Source organism: Streptomyces sp. NPDC005195, from assembly GCF_040608315.1.
Taxonomy (GTDB): domain Bacteria; phylum Actinomycetota; class Actinomycetes; order Streptomycetales; family Streptomycetaceae; genus Streptomyces; species Streptomyces kaempferi.
On the sequence record NZ_JBEXHZ010000026.1, the window covers coordinates 1 to 15,569 of the forward strand.

Annotated in this window: 14 protein-coding genes; 13 read left to right on the forward strand and 1 reads right to left on the reverse strand. The window is 70.4% G+C overall.

From position 1 onward, the window contains the following. Nucleotides 1–205: 205 nt before the first annotated feature. Entirely contained in the window at nucleotides 206–706 is a 501-nt protein-coding gene (gene bldD / locus ABZV34_RS24195) for a transcriptional regulator BldD (RefSeq protein WP_148007825.1), read from the reverse strand. Nucleotides 707–959: 253 nt separating this feature from the next. Between bldD and pyrR the strand changes: the two genes are divergently transcribed. The 13 genes from pyrR (at nucleotide 960) to metK (ending at nucleotide 15,389) form a co-directional block, all read left to right on the forward strand. Next, entirely contained in the window at nucleotides 960–1,550 is a 591-nt protein-coding gene (pyrR, locus tag ABZV34_RS24200; protein WP_356280294.1) for a bifunctional pyr operon transcriptional regulator/uracil phosphoribosyltransferase PyrR, read from the forward strand. A 131-nt stretch (nucleotides 1,551–1,681) separates the two neighbouring features. After that, nucleotides 1,682–2,659: an aspartate carbamoyltransferase catalytic subunit gene (locus tag ABZV34_RS24205; RefSeq protein WP_356280297.1), complete on the forward strand. Its 978-nt coding sequence runs from the start codon at nucleotides 1,682–1,684 to the stop codon at nucleotides 2,657–2,659. A 5-nt stretch (nucleotides 2,660–2,664) separates the two neighbouring features. Continuing rightward, entirely contained in the window at nucleotides 2,665–3,951 is a 1,287-nt protein-coding gene (locus ABZV34_RS24210) for a dihydroorotase (protein ID WP_356280300.1), read from the forward strand. Then, complete coding sequence (locus ABZV34_RS24215) at nucleotides 3,948–4,529, forward strand: hypothetical protein (protein ID WP_356280303.1); 582 nt, start codon at nucleotides 3,948–3,950, stop codon at nucleotides 4,527–4,529. Before ABZV34_RS24210 ends, ABZV34_RS24215 begins: the two co-directional genes overlap by 4 nt. After that, nucleotides 4,526–5,683: a glutamine-hydrolyzing carbamoyl-phosphate synthase small subunit gene (gene carA, locus ABZV34_RS24220; RefSeq protein ID WP_356280306.1), complete on the forward strand. Its 1,158-nt coding sequence runs from the start codon at nucleotides 4,526–4,528 to the stop codon at nucleotides 5,681–5,683. The genes ABZV34_RS24215 and carA overlap by 4 nt, the downstream gene beginning before the upstream one ends. Then, nucleotides 5,676–8,984: a carbamoyl-phosphate synthase large subunit gene (gene carB, locus ABZV34_RS24225; protein ID WP_356280309.1), complete on the forward strand. Its 3,309-nt coding sequence runs from the start codon at nucleotides 5,676–5,678 to the stop codon at nucleotides 8,982–8,984. Before carA ends, carB begins: the two co-directional genes overlap by 8 nt. A gap of 99 nt (nucleotides 8,985–9,083) precedes the next feature. Continuing rightward, entirely contained in the window at nucleotides 9,084–10,190 is a 1,107-nt protein-coding gene (locus ABZV34_RS24230) for a quinone-dependent dihydroorotate dehydrogenase (RefSeq protein ID WP_356280312.1), read from the forward strand. Continuing rightward, nucleotides 10,187–11,029 (forward strand): orotidine-5'-phosphate decarboxylase, encoded by an 843-nt coding sequence (gene pyrF / locus ABZV34_RS24235; RefSeq protein ID WP_356280315.1) that lies wholly within the window; start codon nucleotides 10,187–10,189, stop codon nucleotides 11,027–11,029. The genes ABZV34_RS24230 and pyrF overlap by 4 nt, the downstream gene beginning before the upstream one ends. 364 nt (nucleotides 11,030–11,393) lie before the next feature. Further along, on the forward strand, nucleotides 11,394–11,717 hold the full coding sequence (locus ABZV34_RS24240) for an integration host factor (RefSeq protein ID WP_016638838.1): 324 nt from the start codon (nucleotides 11,394–11,396) through the stop codon (nucleotides 11,715–11,717). Between the two features lie 37 nt (nucleotides 11,718–11,754). Further along, nucleotides 11,755–12,312 (forward strand): guanylate kinase, encoded by a 558-nt coding sequence (gene gmk / locus ABZV34_RS24245; protein ID WP_356280318.1) that lies wholly within the window; start codon nucleotides 11,755–11,757, stop codon nucleotides 12,310–12,312. A 37-nt stretch (nucleotides 12,313–12,349) separates the two neighbouring features. Beyond that, complete coding sequence (gene rpoZ, locus ABZV34_RS24250) at nucleotides 12,350–12,622, forward strand: DNA-directed RNA polymerase subunit omega (protein ID WP_003982715.1); 273 nt, start codon at nucleotides 12,350–12,352, stop codon at nucleotides 12,620–12,622. A gap of 114 nt (nucleotides 12,623–12,736) precedes the next feature. Further along, nucleotides 12,737–13,939 (forward strand): bifunctional phosphopantothenoylcysteine decarboxylase/phosphopantothenate--cysteine ligase CoaBC, encoded by a 1,203-nt coding sequence (gene coaBC, locus ABZV34_RS24255; protein ID WP_356280320.1) that lies wholly within the window; start codon nucleotides 12,737–12,739, stop codon nucleotides 13,937–13,939. A gap of 241 nt (nucleotides 13,940–14,180) precedes the next feature. Continuing rightward, nucleotides 14,181–15,389: a methionine adenosyltransferase gene (gene metK, locus ABZV34_RS24260; RefSeq protein WP_356280323.1), complete on the forward strand. Its 1,209-nt coding sequence runs from the start codon at nucleotides 14,181–14,183 to the stop codon at nucleotides 15,387–15,389. Nucleotides 15,390–15,569: the final 180 nt, after the last annotated feature.

A 15,569-nucleotide genomic window follows, 5' to 3' on the forward strand; every position in this document is an offset into this window, starting at 1 on the left:
GGGCCCGTGGCCTCCCGTTGGATGTTCCTTACCGCCAGCAACCTGTTCGTTTTCCGCGGGTGGCCCCCCCGCGGGTTCGGGGGGGGCCCTCCGGCGTTCCTGTGCCCACGAGGGCCCCGAGGCCCGCAGAAAGCCGCCGGGGTGGCCGGAACCTCATGGTCCCGGCCACCCCGGCGGCACGTTTCTGCTGAGCTGTCCGAAGGGGTCAGACCTCTTCGTGGGCGACGGCGCGGCGCGCGTCCGCGTCCAGCACGCCCCAGCTGATCAGCTGCTCGGTGAGGACCGAGGGCGACTGGTCATAGATGACGGCGAGGGTGCGCAGGTCGTCCTGGCGGATCGAGAGCACCTTGCCGTTGTAGTCACCGCGCTGCGACTGGATCGTCGCGGCGTAGCGCTGCAGGGGTCCCGCCTTCTCGGCCGGCACATGGGCCAGGCGCTCCAGGTCGAGGACGAGCTTCGGCGGCGGCTCGGCGGCCCCGCCCGGAGTGGTGCCGGGCAGGAGCTCCTGCACCGGGACCCCGTAGAAATCGGCCAGTTCGGCAAGACGCTGCACGGTCACGGCACGGTCGCCTCGCTCGTAGGAACCGACCACGACCGCCTTCCAGCGTCCCTGGGACTTCTCCTCGACTCCGTGGAGGGAAAGGCCCTGCTGGGTGCGGATGGCCCGGAGCTTGGCCCCGAGCTGTTTGGCGTATTCGCTGGACATATAGCTCCCCGGACGCTGTATCAACGTGCGGCTCGGCCGCGCGGCTGGTGACTCTGGTGACTCACTGTGAGGTTACGCAGCGTTACTCTCCCCCGTCAAGCCGAAGGGTCCGGACCCCCTGCTCCACAGGGGTCACCCGGGGTGGCTCAAAGGGGGGTGATCAGGCGCGTTGCCGGCCTGGTACCGTGGATGGCGCAAATCCGACGTCCTTTAATGATCCGTCCCGTGAGGCGGAGAAGGAGGTCCGTTTCGTATGGACTCTGAGCAGGACAAGCAGCAGTACGCGGCCGCTGCGCGGCCCGTTCTGGAAGGCCCCGACATCGCGCGGGTGCTGACCCGCATCGCCCACGAGATCGTCGAGCGCGCCAAGGGCGCCGACGACGTGGTGCTCCTCGGCATCCCGACCCGGGGCGTCTTCCTGGCCCGCAGACTGGCCGACAAGCTCGCGGAGATCACCGGCCGCAAGATCCCGGTGGGCTCGCTCGACATCACCATGTACCGCGACGACCTGCGCATGCACCCGCCGCGGGCGCTGGCCCGTACCGAGATCCCCGGCGACGGCATCGACGGCCGGCTGGTCGTCCTCGTGGACGACGTGCTCTTCTCGGGGCGCACGATCCGCGCCGCGCTGGACGCGCTGAACGACATCGGCCGCCCGCGCGCCGTGCAGCTCGCCGTCCTCGTCGACCGCGGCCACCGCGAACTGCCCATCCGCGCCGACTACGTCGGCAAGAACCTCCCCACGTCGCTGCGGGAGACGGTCAAGGTCCAGCTCGCCGAGGAGGACGGTCGCGACACCGTGCTGCTCGGTGCGAAGCGGATCTCCCCGGACGCACAGCGGTAGCACTCCGGCGTCCGTCACCGCGGTACGCCCTCCGAGTGCGCCTGCGCGCCCGCACGCCCGCCGCGGCGCTTCCGGGGCACACCCCCGTGGCGCCCGCCTCCCGAACTGAACTGCCTTACGGAGCCTGACAGATGCAGCGTCATCTCATCTCGGCCGCCGACCTCACCCGCGACGACGCCGTCCTGATCCTCGACACCGCCGAGGAGATGGCCCGGGTCGCCGACCGGCCGATCAAGAAGCTGCCGACCCTGCGCGGCCGCACCGTCGTCAACCTCTTCTTCGAGGACTCGACCCGCACCCGGATCTCCTTCGAGGCCGCCGAGAAGCGCCTCTCCGCGGACGTCATCAACTTCACCGCCAAGGGATCGAGCGTCTCCAAGGGCGAGTCCCTCAAGGACACCGCCCAGACGCTGGAGGCCATGGGCGTCGACGCCGTCGTCATCCGGCACGGCGCCTCCGGAGCCCCGTACCGGCTCGCCACCTCCGGCTGGATCGACGCCGCCGTCATCAACGCCGGCGACGGCACCCACCAGCACCCCACGCAGGCCCTGCTGGACGCCTTCACCATGCGCCGCCGGCTGGTCGGCCGCGACGCCGGGATCGGCCAGGACCTCGACGGCAAGCGCATCACGATCGTCGGTGACGTCCTGCACAGCCGGGTCGCCCGCTCCAACGTCGACCTGCTGCACACCCTCGGCGCCGAGGTCACCCTCGTCGCGCCGCCGACCCTGGTGCCGGTCGGCGTCGGGTCGTGGCCCTGCGAGATCTCGTACGACCTCGACAGTACGCTCGCCAAGTCCGACGCGGTGATGATGCTGCGCGTCCAGCGCGAACGCATGAACGCGGCCTTCTTCCCGACCGAGCGCGAGTACTCGAGGCGCTACGGCCTCGACGGCGACCGCATGGCGAAGATGCCCGAGCACGCCATCGTGATGCACCCCGGCCCGATGGTCCGCGGCATGGAGATCACCGCCGAGGTGGCCGACTCCGACCGCTGCACCGTCGTGGAGCAGGTCGCCAACGGCGTCTCCATCCGGATGGCCGTCCTGTACCTCCTGCTGGGCGGCAACGAGCCCGCCGTCACCCACACCCGCACCGAGGAGAAGTAAGAAGAATGAGCAAGATCCTGATCCGTGGTGCGAAGGTGCTCGGCGGCGAGCCGCAGGACGTCCTGATCGACGGCGACACGATCGCCGCGGTCGGCACCGGACTGCCGGCCGAGGGCGCCGAGATCGTCGAGGCGGACGGCAAGGTGCTCCTGCCGGGCCTCGTCGACCTCCACACCCATCTGCGCGAGCCCGGCCGTGAGGACTCCGAGACCGTCCTGACCGGCACACGGGCGGCGGCGAGCGGCGGCTACACCGCGGTGTTCGCCATGGCCAACACCTTCCCGGTCGCCGACACCGCCGGCGTCGTCGAGCAGGTCTACCGGCTCGGCCAGGAACACGGCTACTGCGACGTGCAGCCCATCGGCGCCGTGACGGTCGGTCTGGAGGGCAGGAAGCTCGCCGAACTCGGCGCCATGCACGAGTCCGCCGCCGGCGTCACGGTCTTCTCGGACGACGGCAAGTGCGTCGACGACGCGGTGATCATGCGCCGGGCGCTGGAGTACGTGAAGGCCTTCGGCGGCGTCGTGGCCCAGCACGCCCAGGAGCCCCGCCTCACCGAGGGCGCCCAGATGAACGAGGGCGTCGTCTCCGCCGAACTGGGCCTCGGAGGCTGGCCGGCGGTGGCCGAGGAATCGATCATCGCCCGGGACGTCCTGCTCGCCGAGCACGTCGGCTCGCGCGTCCACATCTGCCACCTGTCGACCGCCGGCAGCGTCGAGATCGTCCGCTGGGCCAAGTCCCGCGGCATCGACGTGACCGCCGAGGTCACCCCGCACCATCTCCTCCTCACCGACGAGCTGGTCCGTACGTACGACCCGGTCTACAAGGTCAACCCGCCACTGCGGACCGAGCGGGACGTGACGGCCCTGCGCGAGGCGCTCGCCGACGGCACGATCGACATCGTCGCCACCGACCACGCGCCGCACCCGCACGAGGACAAGGACTGCGAGTGGGCCGCCGCCGCCATGGGCATGGTGGGCCTGGAGACCGCGCTGTCCGTCGTCCAGCAGACGATGGTCGAGACCGGACTGCTCGACTGGACCGGCGTCGCCGACCGGATGTCCTCGGCCCCCGCCCGCATCGGGCGCGCCGACGGGCACGGCCGTCCCGTCTCGGCGGGCGAGCCCGCCAACCTCACCCTCGTCGACACCGCATACCGTGGGTCCGTGGACCCCGCGGGCTTCGCCTCGCGCAGCCGCAACACCCCCTACGAGGGTCGTGAGCTGCCGGGCAGGGTCACCCACACCTGGCTGCGGGGCAAGGCCACCCTCGTCGACGGGAAGCTCGCGTGACACCTCTCATCCCGATGGCCGCCTCCCTGGCCACCGAACAGAAGTCGGCCGAAGTGACCGACTGGGCCGCCAGGATCGGCTGGCTCGTCGGACTCGTCCTCTTCGTCGCCCTCGTCTACTGGCTGATGCGTGAGGGCTGGAAGTGGCGCGGCACCCTCCAGGGCGACCTGCCGGAGCTGCCCACCGCGCCGGACGACCCCGGTCCGGCGAGACTGGGCATGAGCGGCCGCTACCACGGCTCCACCACCGCCGGGCGGTGGCTCGACCGCATCGTCGCGCACGGCCTGGGCACCCGCAGCCGGGTCGAGCTCACGCTGACGGACGCGGGGCTGGACGTCCTACGCCCCGGCGCGACGGACTTCTTCGTCCCCGCCCAGGCGCTGCGCGAGGCCCGGCTCGACAAGGGCATCGCCGGCAAGGTCCTCACCGAGGGCGGCCTGCTCGTCGTCACCTGGGCACACGGCGACCGGCTGATCGACTCCGGCTTCCGCTCCGACCGCGCGGCCGAGCACGGCGAGTGGGTCGACACCCTCAACAGCATGATCAGCAAGAGCACCGACACGGAAGGCGCACGATGACGACCTCCATCCAGGGAGCCGCCTCGCAGAGGCACAAGGCGGCTCCCGCCGTACTCGTCCTGGAGGACGGCCGGATCTTCCGCGGCCGCTCCTACGGGGCCGTGGGGGTGACCTTCGGCGAGGCCGTGTTCTCCACCGGGATGACCGGCTACCAGGAGACCCTCACCGACCCGTCCTACCACCGCCAGGTCGTCGTCATGACCGCCCCGCACGTCGGCAACACCGGTGTCAACGACGAGGACCCCGAGTCGGGGCGGATCTGGGTCGCCGGGTACGTCGTCCGCGACCCCGCGCGCGTGCCCTCCAACTGGCGCGCCCGCCGCTCGCTCGACCAGGAGCTGCGCGACCAGGGCGTCGTCGGCATCAGCGGTGTCGACACCCGCGCCCTCACCCGCCACCTGCGTGAGCGCGGCGCCATGCGCGTCGGCATCTTCTCCGGCAACGCCCTGCCCGACGAGGGCACCATGCTCGCCGAGGTCCGCCAGGCGCCCGAGATGCAGGGCGCGAACCTCGCCGCCGAGGTCGCCACCGAGGAGGCGTACGTCGTCCCGGCGATCGGCGAGAAGCGGTTCACCGTCGCCGCCGTCGACCTGGGCATCAAGGGCATGACCCCGCGCCGGATGGCCGAGCGCGGCATCGAGGTGCATGTACTCCCCGCCACGGCCACGGTCGACGACGTGTACGCCGTGAACCCCGACGGGGTGTTCTTCTCCAACGGTCCCGGCGACCCGGCCACCGCCGACGGCCCGGTCTCCGTGATGCGGGAGGTGCTCGCCCGCAGCACGCCCCTGTTCGGCATCTGCTTCGGCAACCAGATCCTCGGACGCGCGCTCGGCTTCGGCACCTACAAGCTGAAGTACGGCCACCGCGGTATCAACCAGCCCGTGCAGGACCGTACGACCGGCAAGGTCGAGGTCACCGCGCACAACCACGGCTTCGCCGTCGACGCGCCGCTCGACGAGGTCTCCGAGACCCCCTACGGCCGCGCCGAGGTCTCCCACGTCTGCCTGAACGACCAGGTCGTCGAGGGGCTCCACCTCCTCGACCGGCCGGCCTTCAGCGTCCAGTACCACCCCGAAGCGGCAGCCGGCCCGCACGACGCCGCCTACCTGTTCGACCGCTTCGTATCCCTGATGGAGGGCCAGCGTGCCTAAGCGCACCGATATCCAGTCCGTCCTGGTCATCGGCTCCGGCCCGATCGTCATCGGCCAGGCCGCCGAGTTCGACTACTCCGGCACCCAGGCGTGCCGTGTCCTGCGCGCCGAGGGCCTCAGGGTCATCCTGGTCAACTCCAACCCGGCGACGATCATGACCGACCCGGAGATCGCCGACGCCACCTACGTCGAGCCGATCACCCCGGAGTTCGTCGAGAAGATCATCGCCAAGGAGCGGCCGGACGTCCTGCTGCCGACCCTCGGCGGCCAGACGGCCCTCAACACCGCGATCTCCATGCACGAGCAGGGTGTGCTGGAGAAGTACGGCGTCGAGCTGATCGGCGCCAACGTCGAGGCCATCAACAAGGGCGAGGACCGCGAGCTCTTCAAGGGTGTCGTCGAGGCCGTCCGCGAGAAGATCGGCCACGGCGAGTCCGCCCGGTCCGTGATCTGCCACACCATGGACGACGTGATCGGGGGCGTGGACACGCTCGGCGGCTACCCCGTCGTCGTCCGCCCCTCCTTCACCATGGGCGGCGCCGGTTCCGGCTTCGCCCACGACGAGGAGGAGCTGCGCCGCATCGCCGGCCAGGGCCTGACGCTCTCCCCGACCACCGAGGTGCTCCTGGAGGAGTCCATCCTCGGCTGGAAGGAGTACGAGCTGGAGTTGATGCGCGACAAGAACGACAACGTCGTGGTCGTCTGCTCCATCGAGAACTTCGACCCCATGGGCGTCCACACCGGTGACTCGATCACCGTCGCGCCGTCGATGACGCTCACCGACCGCGAGTACCAGCGGCTGCGCGACATCGGCATCGCGATCATCCGCGAGGTCGGCGTCGACACCGGCGGCTGCAACATCCAGTTCGCGGTCAACCCCGAGGACGGCCGCATCATCGTCATCGAGATGAACCCGCGGGTCTCGCGCTCCTCGGCGCTCGCCTCCAAGGCCACCGGCTTCCCGATCGCGAAGATCGCCGCCAAGCTGGCCGTCGGCTACACGCTCGACGAGATCCCGAACGACATCACGGAGAAGACCCCGGCGTCCTTCGAGCCGACCCTCGACTACGTCGTCGTCAAGGCCCCGCGCTTCGCCTTCGAGAAGTTCCCGTCCGCCGACTCCACCCTCACGACCACCATGAAGTCGGTCGGCGAGGCCATGGCGATCGGTCGCAACTTCACCGAGGCGCTCCAGAAGGCGCTGCGCTCGCTGGAGAAGAAGGGCAGCCAGTTCACCTTCGTCGGCGAGCCCGGCGACAAGGCCGAACTCCTGGCGGAGGCCGCGCGGCCCACCGACGGGCGCATCAACTCCGTCATGCAGGCCATCCGCGCGGGTGCCACGCCCGAGGAGGTCTTCGAGTCGACGAAGATCGACCCGTGGTTCGTGGACCAGCTCTTCCTGATCAAGGAGATCGCGGACGAGCTGGCCGCCGCCGACAAGCTCCACCCCGAACTGCTCGCCGAGGCCAAGCGGCACGGCTTCTCCGACGTCCAGATCGCCGAGATCCGCGGCCTGCGTGAGGACGTCGTGCGCGAGGTACGGCACGCGCTGGGCGTGCGCCCGGTGTACAAGACGGTCGACACCTGCGCCGCCGAGTTCGCGGCGAAGACGCCGTACTTCTACTCCTCCTACGACGAGGAGACCGAGGTCGCCCCGCGCGAGAAGCCCGCGGTGATCATCCTGGGCTCCGGCCCGAACCGCATCGGCCAGGGCATCGAGTTCGACTACTCCTGCGTCCACGCCTCCTTCGCGCTCAGCGACGCGGGCTACGAGACCGTGATGGTCAACTGCAACCCCGAGACCGTCTCCACGGACTACGACACCTCCGACCGTCTGTACTTCGAGCCGCTGACGCTCGAGGACGTGCTGGAGATCGTGCACGCGGAGTCGCTGGCCGGCCCCCTCGCGGGTGTGATCGTGCAGCTCGGGGGCCAGACCCCGCTCGGTCTGGCGCAGGCGCTCAAGGACAACGGCGTGCCGGTCGTGGGCACCTCCCCGGAGGCGATCCACGCCGCCGAGGACCGCGGCGCCTTCGGACGCGTCCTCGCCGAGGCGGGCCTGCCGGCCCCCAAGCACGGCACCGCCACCACCTTCGTCGAGGCCAAGGCCATCGCCGACGAGATCGGCTACCCCGTCCTCGTACGGCCCTCGTACGTCCTCGGCGGACGCGGCATGGAGATCGTCTACGACGAGACGCGGCTCTCCTCGTACATCGCCGAGTCGACCGAGATCAGCCCCTCCCGGCCGGTCCTGGTCGACCGCTTCCTCGACGACGCGATCGAGATCGACGTCGACGCGCTCTACGACGGCGAGGAGCTCTACCTCGGCGGCGTCATGGAGCACATCGAGGAGGCCGGCATCCACTCCGGCGACTCCGCGTGCGCACTGCCGCCGATCACCCTCGGCGGGTTCGACATCAAGCGGCTGCGGGCCTCCACGGAGGCCATCGCCAAGGGCGTCGGCGTCCGCGGCCTGATCAACATCCAGTTCGCCATGGCGGGTGACATCCTCTACGTCCTGGAGGCCAACCCGCGCGCCTCGCGCACCGTCCCCTTCACCTCGAAGGCGACCGCGGTGCCGCTGGCGAAGGCCGCCGCCCGGATCTCGCTGGGCGCGACCGTGGCCCAGCTGCGGGCCGAAGGGCTGCTCCCGGCCCACGGCGACGGCGGCGAACTGCCCCTCGACGCGCCGATCTCCGTCAAGGAGGCCGTCATGCCCTGGTCGCGCTTCCGCGACATCCACGGGCGCGGCGTGGACACCGTCCTCGGCCCGGAGATGCGCTCCACGGGTGAGGTCATGGGCATCGACTCGGTGTTCGGCACCGCCTACGCCAAGTCGCAGGCGGGCGCGTACGGTCCGCTGCCGACCAAGGGCCGTGCCTTCATCTCGGTCGCCAACCGCGACAAGCGTTCGATGATCTTCCCGGCGCGCGAGCTCGTCGCCCACGGCTTCGAGCTGCTCGCCACGTCCGGCACGGCCGAGGTGCTCAAGCGCAACGGCATCAACGCCGCGGTCGTGCGCAAGCAGTCCGAGGGCACCGGCCCGAACGGCGAGCGGACCATCGTCCAGCTCATCCACGACGGCGAGGTCGACCTCATCGTCAACACCCCGTACGGCACCGGCGGCCGCCTCGACGGCTACGAGATCCGTACGGCCGCCGTGGCGCGGTCCGTGCCGTGCCTGACGACGGTCCAGGCGCTGGCCGCCGCCGTCCAGGGCATCGACGCGCTCAACCACGGCGACGTGGGCGTGCGCTCCCTCCAGGAACACGCCGAGCATCTGATCGCGGCGCGCGACTAGCAGCCCTGAGGGGGACACCGGAAACGGTGTCCCCCTCTTCATGAGGCCCCTTGCCCCTTCCAGAGGCGCCCTTCACCGGGCTCTTTCGAGGACATGATCATGTACAAGCTCTTCTTCGACCTCGTCTTCAAGCGGATGGACCCGGAGCGGGCCCACCACCTCGCCTTCCGCTGGATCCGGCTCGTCGCCCGCGTCCCCGTCCTGCGCACCTTCGTCGCCGCCGCGCTCGCGCCCCGGTACAAGGAACTGCGCACCGAGGCGCTCGGCCTGCGCATGCACGGGCCCTTCGGGCTCGCCGCGGGCTTCGACAAGAACGCGGTCGCCATCGACGGGATGTCGATGCTCGGCTTCGACCACATCGAGATCGGCACGGTCACCGGTGAGCCGCAGCCCGGCAACCCCAAGAAGCGGCTGTTCCGCCTCGTACAGGACCGCGCGCTGATCAACCGCATGGGATTCAACAACGAGGGCTCCGCGGCCGTCTCCGAGCGCCTGGCGGCCCGTACGCCCGTCTTCAGGACCGTCGTCGGCGTCAACATCGGTAAGACCAAGGCCGTCCCCGAGGCCGAGGCCGTCGGCGACTACGTGAAGTCGGCCGAGCGGCTCGCCCGGCACGCCGACTACCTCGTGGTCAACGTCAGCTCCCCGAACACCCCCGGTCTGCGCGACCTGCAGGCCACGGAGGCGCTGCGGCCCCTGCTGAGCGCCGTCCGCGAGGCCGCCGACCGTGCCGTGACCGACCGGCGTGTGCCCCTCCTCGTCAAGATCGCCCCCGACCTCGCCGACGAGGACATCGACGCGGTCGCCGACCTCGCCGTCGAACTCGGCCTGGACGGGATCATCGCCACGAACACCACCATCGCGCGCGAGGGACTCGGTCTGCGGTCCGGACCCTCCCTCGTCGGGGAGACCGGCGGACTCTCCGGCGCGCCGCTGAAGGCACGCTCCCTGGAGGTGCTGCGCCGCCTCTACGCGCGCGTGGGCGACCGGATCACCCTGGTGGGCGTGGGCGGCATCGGGAACGCCGAGGACGCCTGGCAGCGCATCCTGGCCGGCGCCACGCTGGTCCAGGGGTACAGCGCCTTCGTCTACGAGGGTCCCTTCTGGGGCCGCGCTGTCCACAAGGGCCTCGCCGCCCGCCTGCGGACGAGCCCGTACGCCACCCTCGCCGACGCCGTCGGCGCCGACGTGAGGAAGCCCGTATGAGCCTGGAACCCTTCGGAGCACGCCTGCGCCGCGCCATGGACGAGCGAGGCCCCCTGTGCGTCGGCATCGACCCGCACGCCTCCCTGCTCGCCGACTGGGGCCTGACCGACGACATCGCCGGACTGGAGCGCTTCAGCCGCACCGTCGTCGAGGCGCTGGCCGAGCGGGTCGCGGTCCTCAAGCCGCAGAGCGCGTTCTTCGAGCGCTTCGGCTCACGCGGGATCGCCGTCCTGGAGCAGTCGGTGGAGCAGGCGCGGGCGGCCGGAGCGCTGGTCGTCATGGACGCCAAGCGCGGCGACATCGGTTCGACCATGGCCGCGTACGCGGAGACCTTCCTGCACAAGGGAGCGCCGCTGTTCTCGGACGCGCTGACCGTGTCGCCCTACCTGGGCTACGGCTCGCTGAGGCCCGCGGTGGAGCTGGCGCGCGAGAGCGGTGCCGGGCTCTTCGTGCTCGCCCTCACCTCCAACCCGGAGGGCGGCGAGGTACAGCACGCGGTCCGCGGGGACGGCCGTACGGTCGGGGCGACCATGCTGGCCCATCTCGCCGCCGAGAACGCCGGGGAGACGCCCCTGGGGTCCTTCGGCGCGGTCGTCGGCGCCACCCTGGGCGATCTCTCCTCCTACGACCTGGACATCAACGGGCCGCTCCTGGCTCCGGGAATCGGCGCGCAGGGGGCCACCGCGGCCGATCTCGCGGGGGTCTTCGGCGCGGCGGTGCGCAACGTCGTCCCGAACGTGAGCCGGGGTGTTCTTCGTCACGGTCCCGACGTTCGCGCGCTGCGGGAGTCCGCCGACCGCTTCGCGGCGGAGATCAGAGCCGCGGTCGAGGCCGCCTGAGGCGCTCTTTCCGGGCCTATCGGGGCCTTCGGGACCCCGGGCCGACGTTCCGCGGGTCCCCGGAAGTCCTTGGGCGGACCACCGATGACCGCGTCCGGAGCGGCCGGAGTCTGAATACATCCTCAAATCCTGGGCAGTATGTCGCAAATGCCCGGCTCCAGGGAGGCTGACCAGGACTTTTCCGCTGTTCTCGCTGACTCTGGCGGACTTGCCCGCTAGTCTCCGTCGAGTGGGGGCACCTCCCACGCCCTCTAGGTAGTGGGGGAGAACGGGCAAGCGTGTTGCTCGCAGCTCCCCAGGTGTGGGGCGATTAGGTTCCTCACCGGTCCGTATCCGACAGTTCGACATCCGAGGTGACGTAGGCGTGGCTCTTCCGCCCCTTACCCCTGAACAGCGCGCAGCCGCGCTCGAAAAGGCCGCCGCGGCTCGCCGGGAGCGGGCCGAGGTCAAGAATCGACTCAAGCACTCCGGCGCCTCCCTTCACGAGGTCATCAAGCAGGGTCAGGAGAACGACGTCATCGGCAAGATGAAGGTCTCCGCTCTCCTCGAGTCCCTCCCGGGCGTGGGCAAGGTCCGCGCCAAGCAGATCATGGAGCGACTCGGGATCTCCGAGAGCCGCCGCGTGCGCGGTCTCGGCTCGAACCAGATCGCCTCCTTGGAGCGTGAGTTCGGCGGTTCCGGCGCCTGAGTCCTGGGCACCCCGGGATTGCTGGAATAATCGCTGCATGAGTGAACGTCCGCGGCTGACCGTGCTCTCCGGCCCCTCAGGGGTCGGCAAGAGCACGGTCGTCGCTCATATGCGCAAGGAACACCCCGAGGTCTGGCTCTCGGTGTCGGCGACGACCCGCAAGCCTCGCCCCGGTGAGAAGCACGGGGTCCACTACTTCTTCGTCTCGGACGAGGAGATGGACAAGCTGATCGCCAACGGCGAGCTCCTGGAGTGGGCGGAATTCGCCGGCAACCGCTACGGGACACCCCGCGCGGCCGTCCTCGAGCACCTCGAGACGGGTGTGCCGGTCCTGCTGGAGATCGACCTCCAGGGCGCCCGGCAGGTGCGCGAGTCCATGCCCGAGGCGCTGCTCGTGTTCCTGGCCCCGCCCTCCTGGGAGGAGCTGGTGCGCAGGCTCACCGGGCGGGGCACCGAACCACCCGAGGTGATCGAGCGCCGTCTGGAAGCCGCCAAGATCGAACTGGCGGCCGAGCCGGAGTTCGACGTCACCCTGGTCAACACCTCCGTCGAGGACGTGGCGCGTGAGCTGCTAGCCTTGATGGAAGTTGTTTGATATTCCAGGTAATTTTCCACCTTTCGGAAGGCAGAGCGTGTCCTCTTCCATCACCGCTCCCGAGGGCATCATCAACCCTCCGATCGACGAGCTCCTCGAGGCCACCGACTCGAAGTACAGCCTCGTGATCTACGCGGCTAAGCGTGCCCGTCAGATCAACGCGTACTACTCGCAGCTCGGCGAGGGCCTCCTCGAGTACGTCGGTCCGCTCGTCGACACCCACGTCCACGAGAAGCCGCTCTCCATCGCCCTGCGCGAGATCAACGCGGGTCTGCTGACGTCCGAGGCCGTCGAGGGCCCCGCGCAGTAATCCGCTGTCTCACTTCATCCCGGGCCCGGCAGTACGACTGCCGGGCCCGTGGTGTGTCATGGAGTAGTACGTCTTCGAGCCGGGGCGTACGGGTGTCGAGTGTGGGGAGGCCCGGTGGACAAGCCGAAGGTCGTGCTGGGGGTCAGCGGTGGCATCGCCGCGTACAAGGCGTGCGAGCTGCTGCGCAGGCTGACGGAGTCGGGGCACGACGTGCGCGTCGTACCGACCGCGTCCGCCCTGCACTTCGTGGGTGCCGCCACCTGGTCCGCGCTCTCCGGCCGCCCGGTCTCCACCGAGGTCTGGTCGGACGTCCACGAGGTCCCGCACGTCCGCATCGGGCAGCACGCGGACCTGGTGGTGGTGGCCCCTGCGACGGCGGACATGCTCGCCAAGGCCGCCCACGGCCTGGCCGACGACCTCCTCACCAACACCCTGCTCACCGCCCGCTGCCCGGTCGTCTTCGCGCCCGCCATGCACACGGAGATGTGGGAGCACCCGGCCACCCAGGAGAACGTGGCGACGCTCCGCCGCCGCGGCGCCGTCGTCATCGAGCCCGCCGTGGGCCGCCTGACCGGCGTGGACACGGGCAAGGGCCGGCTGCCCGACCCCGGGGAGATCTTCGAGGTCTGCCGCCGGGTGCTGGCCCGGGGCGTGCGCGAACCCGACCTCGCGGGCCGCCATGTCGTCGTCAGCGCCGGCGGTACGCGTGAGCCGCTCGACCCCGTCCGCTTCCTCGGCAACCGTTCCTCCGGCAAACAGGGGTACGCCCTCGCCCGCACCGCGGCCGCGCGCGGGGCCCGGGTGACGCTGATCGCCGCGAACACCGCACTGCCGGACCCGGCGGGCGTGGACGTGGTGCGGGTCGGCACGGCCGTGCAGTTGCGCGAGGCGGTGCTCAAGGCGACCCCGGACGCCGACGCCGTGGTGATGGCGGCGGCCGTGGCGGACTTCCGCCCCGCCGCCTACGCGTCGGGGAAGATCAAGAAGAAGGACGGCCAGGAACCGGAGCCGATCGTCCTGGTCCGTAATCCCGACATCCTCGCCGAGATCTCGGCGGACCGTGCGCGCCCCGGCCAGATCGTGGTCGGTTTCGCCGCCGAGACGGACGACGTCCTCGCCAACGGCCGCGCGAAACTGGAACGCAAAGGGTGTGATCTCCTCGTGGTGAACGAGGTGGGGGAGCGCAGGACCTTCGGCTCCGAGGAGAACGAGGCCGTGGTGCTCGGCGCCGACGGCACCGAGACCGTGGTGCCTCACGGACCCAAGGAAGCCCTGGCCGAGACCGTGTGGGATCTGGTGACACGCCGTCTGCCGTAGAGGTCCCCGTCACCTCAACAGGTGACACCGTCCGTGCGGAATTCGCTCGCGGTAACCCTGGTGGAGAGCGATCTCCATGGCGCAGAATGCCCGTGCCGCAGGTCACAGGGCTTCCGACAAGCGAGACAGGGGGGCCTGCCGGCGAGCGCGACCGATAAACTGTTCTCGGACGACGCCGGGCGCAGCTCCCGTCCCGTCCGCCAATGATCAGCCAGCAGCCGCTGCAACCACAGGGAGCGTTGTGTCCCGTCGCCTGTTCACCTCGGAGTCCGTGACCGAGGGTCACCCCGACAAGATCGCTGACCAGATCAGCGACACCATTCTCGACGCGCTTCTGCGCGAGGACCCGACGTCCCGGGTCGCCGTGGAGACGTTGATCACGACCGGCCTGGTGCACGTGGCCGGAGAGGTCACCACCAAGGCGTACGCGCCGATCGCCCAGCTGGTCCGGGACAAGATCCTGGAGATCGGCTACGACTCGTCGAAGAAGGGCTTCGACGGCGCTTCGTGCGGTGTCTCGGTGTCGATCGGCTCCCAGTCCCCGGACATCGCGCAGGGCGTCGACACGGCGTACGAGTCCCGCGTCGAGGGTGACGAGGACGAGCTGGACAAGCAGGGCGCCGGCGACCAGGGCCTGATGTTCGGGTACGCGACCGACGAGACGCCCAACCTGATGCCGCTGCCGATCCACCTGGCGCACCAGCTCTCCCGCCGCCTGTCCGAGGTCCGCAAGAACGGCACGATCCCCTACCTCCGTCCCGACGGAAAGACCCAGGTCACCATCGAGTACGACGGTGACAAGGCGGTCCGGCTGGACACGGTCGTGGTCTCCTCGCAGCACGCGAGCGACATCGACCTGGACTCGCTGCTCGCGCCCGACATCCGCGAGTTCGTGGTGGAGCCGGAGCTGAAGGCCCTCCTCGACGACGGCATCAAGCTGGAGACCGAGGGCTACCGCCTGCTGGTCAACCCGACCGGCCGCTTCGAGATCGGCGGCCCGATGGGCGACGCCGGCCTCACCGGTCGCAAGATCATCATCGACACGTACGGCGGCATGGCCCGCCACGGCGGCGGCGCCTTCTCCGGCAAGGACCCGTCCAAGGTCGACCGCTCCGCCGCGTACGCGATGCGCTGGGTCGCCAAGAACGTCGTCGCCGCGGGGCTCGCCTCGCGCTGCGAGGTCCAGGTCGCCTACGCCATCGGCAAGGCCGAGCCCGTCGGTCTCTTCGTGGAGACCTTCGGCACCGCGAAGGTCGACGCGGAGAAGATCGAGACCGCCATCACCGAGGTCTTCGACCTCCGCCCGGCGGCCATCATCCGCGACCTCGACCTGCTGCGCCCGATCTACGCGCAGACCGCCGCGTACGGTCACTTCGGCCGGGAGCTGCCCGACTTCACGTGGGAGCGGACGGACCGTGTGGACGCGCTCCGCAGGGCCGTCGGCCTGTAGGCCGCCCGCGGCTCGCCGCGTCTTGACGAGGCCCGGTGCTCCCGAGGGGGTGCCGGGCCTCGGCGTTGTTCCCGCCCCGCCGGCCGTTCGGGCCCCGCCGGCCGTTTCCGTGGCGTCGGCCGTTCCCCCCGCCGGTCGTTCGCCGCGAAGGCGCGGGCCCGGCCCGGGGCGTTCGCGATC

Bases quoted from the DNA above. Each gene is read 5' to 3' on its own strand.
- bldD (WP_148007825.1), bottom strand. From the start codon at position 706: ATGTCCAGCGAATACGCCAAACAGCTCGGGGCCAAGCTCCGGGCCATC.
- pyrR (WP_356280294.1), top strand. From the start codon at position 960: ATGGACTCTGAGCAGGACAAGCAGCAGTACGCGGCCGCTGCGCGGCCC.
- ABZV34_RS24205 (WP_356280297.1), top strand. From the start codon at position 1,682: ATGCAGCGTCATCTCATCTCGGCCGCCGACCTCACCCGCGACGACGCC.
- ABZV34_RS24210 (WP_356280300.1), top strand. From the start codon at position 2,665: ATGAGCAAGATCCTGATCCGTGGTGCGAAGGTGCTCGGCGGCGAGCCG.
- carA (WP_356280306.1), top strand. From the start codon at position 4,526: ATGACGACCTCCATCCAGGGAGCCGCCTCGCAGAGGCACAAGGCGGCT.
- ABZV34_RS24230 (WP_356280312.1), top strand. From the start codon at position 9,084: ATGTACAAGCTCTTCTTCGACCTCGTCTTCAAGCGGATGGACCCGGAG.
- pyrF (WP_356280315.1), top strand. From the start codon at position 10,187: ATGAGCCTGGAACCCTTCGGAGCACGCCTGCGCCGCGCCATGGACGAG.
- gmk (WP_356280318.1), top strand. From the start codon at position 11,755: ATGAGTGAACGTCCGCGGCTGACCGTGCTCTCCGGCCCCTCAGGGGTC.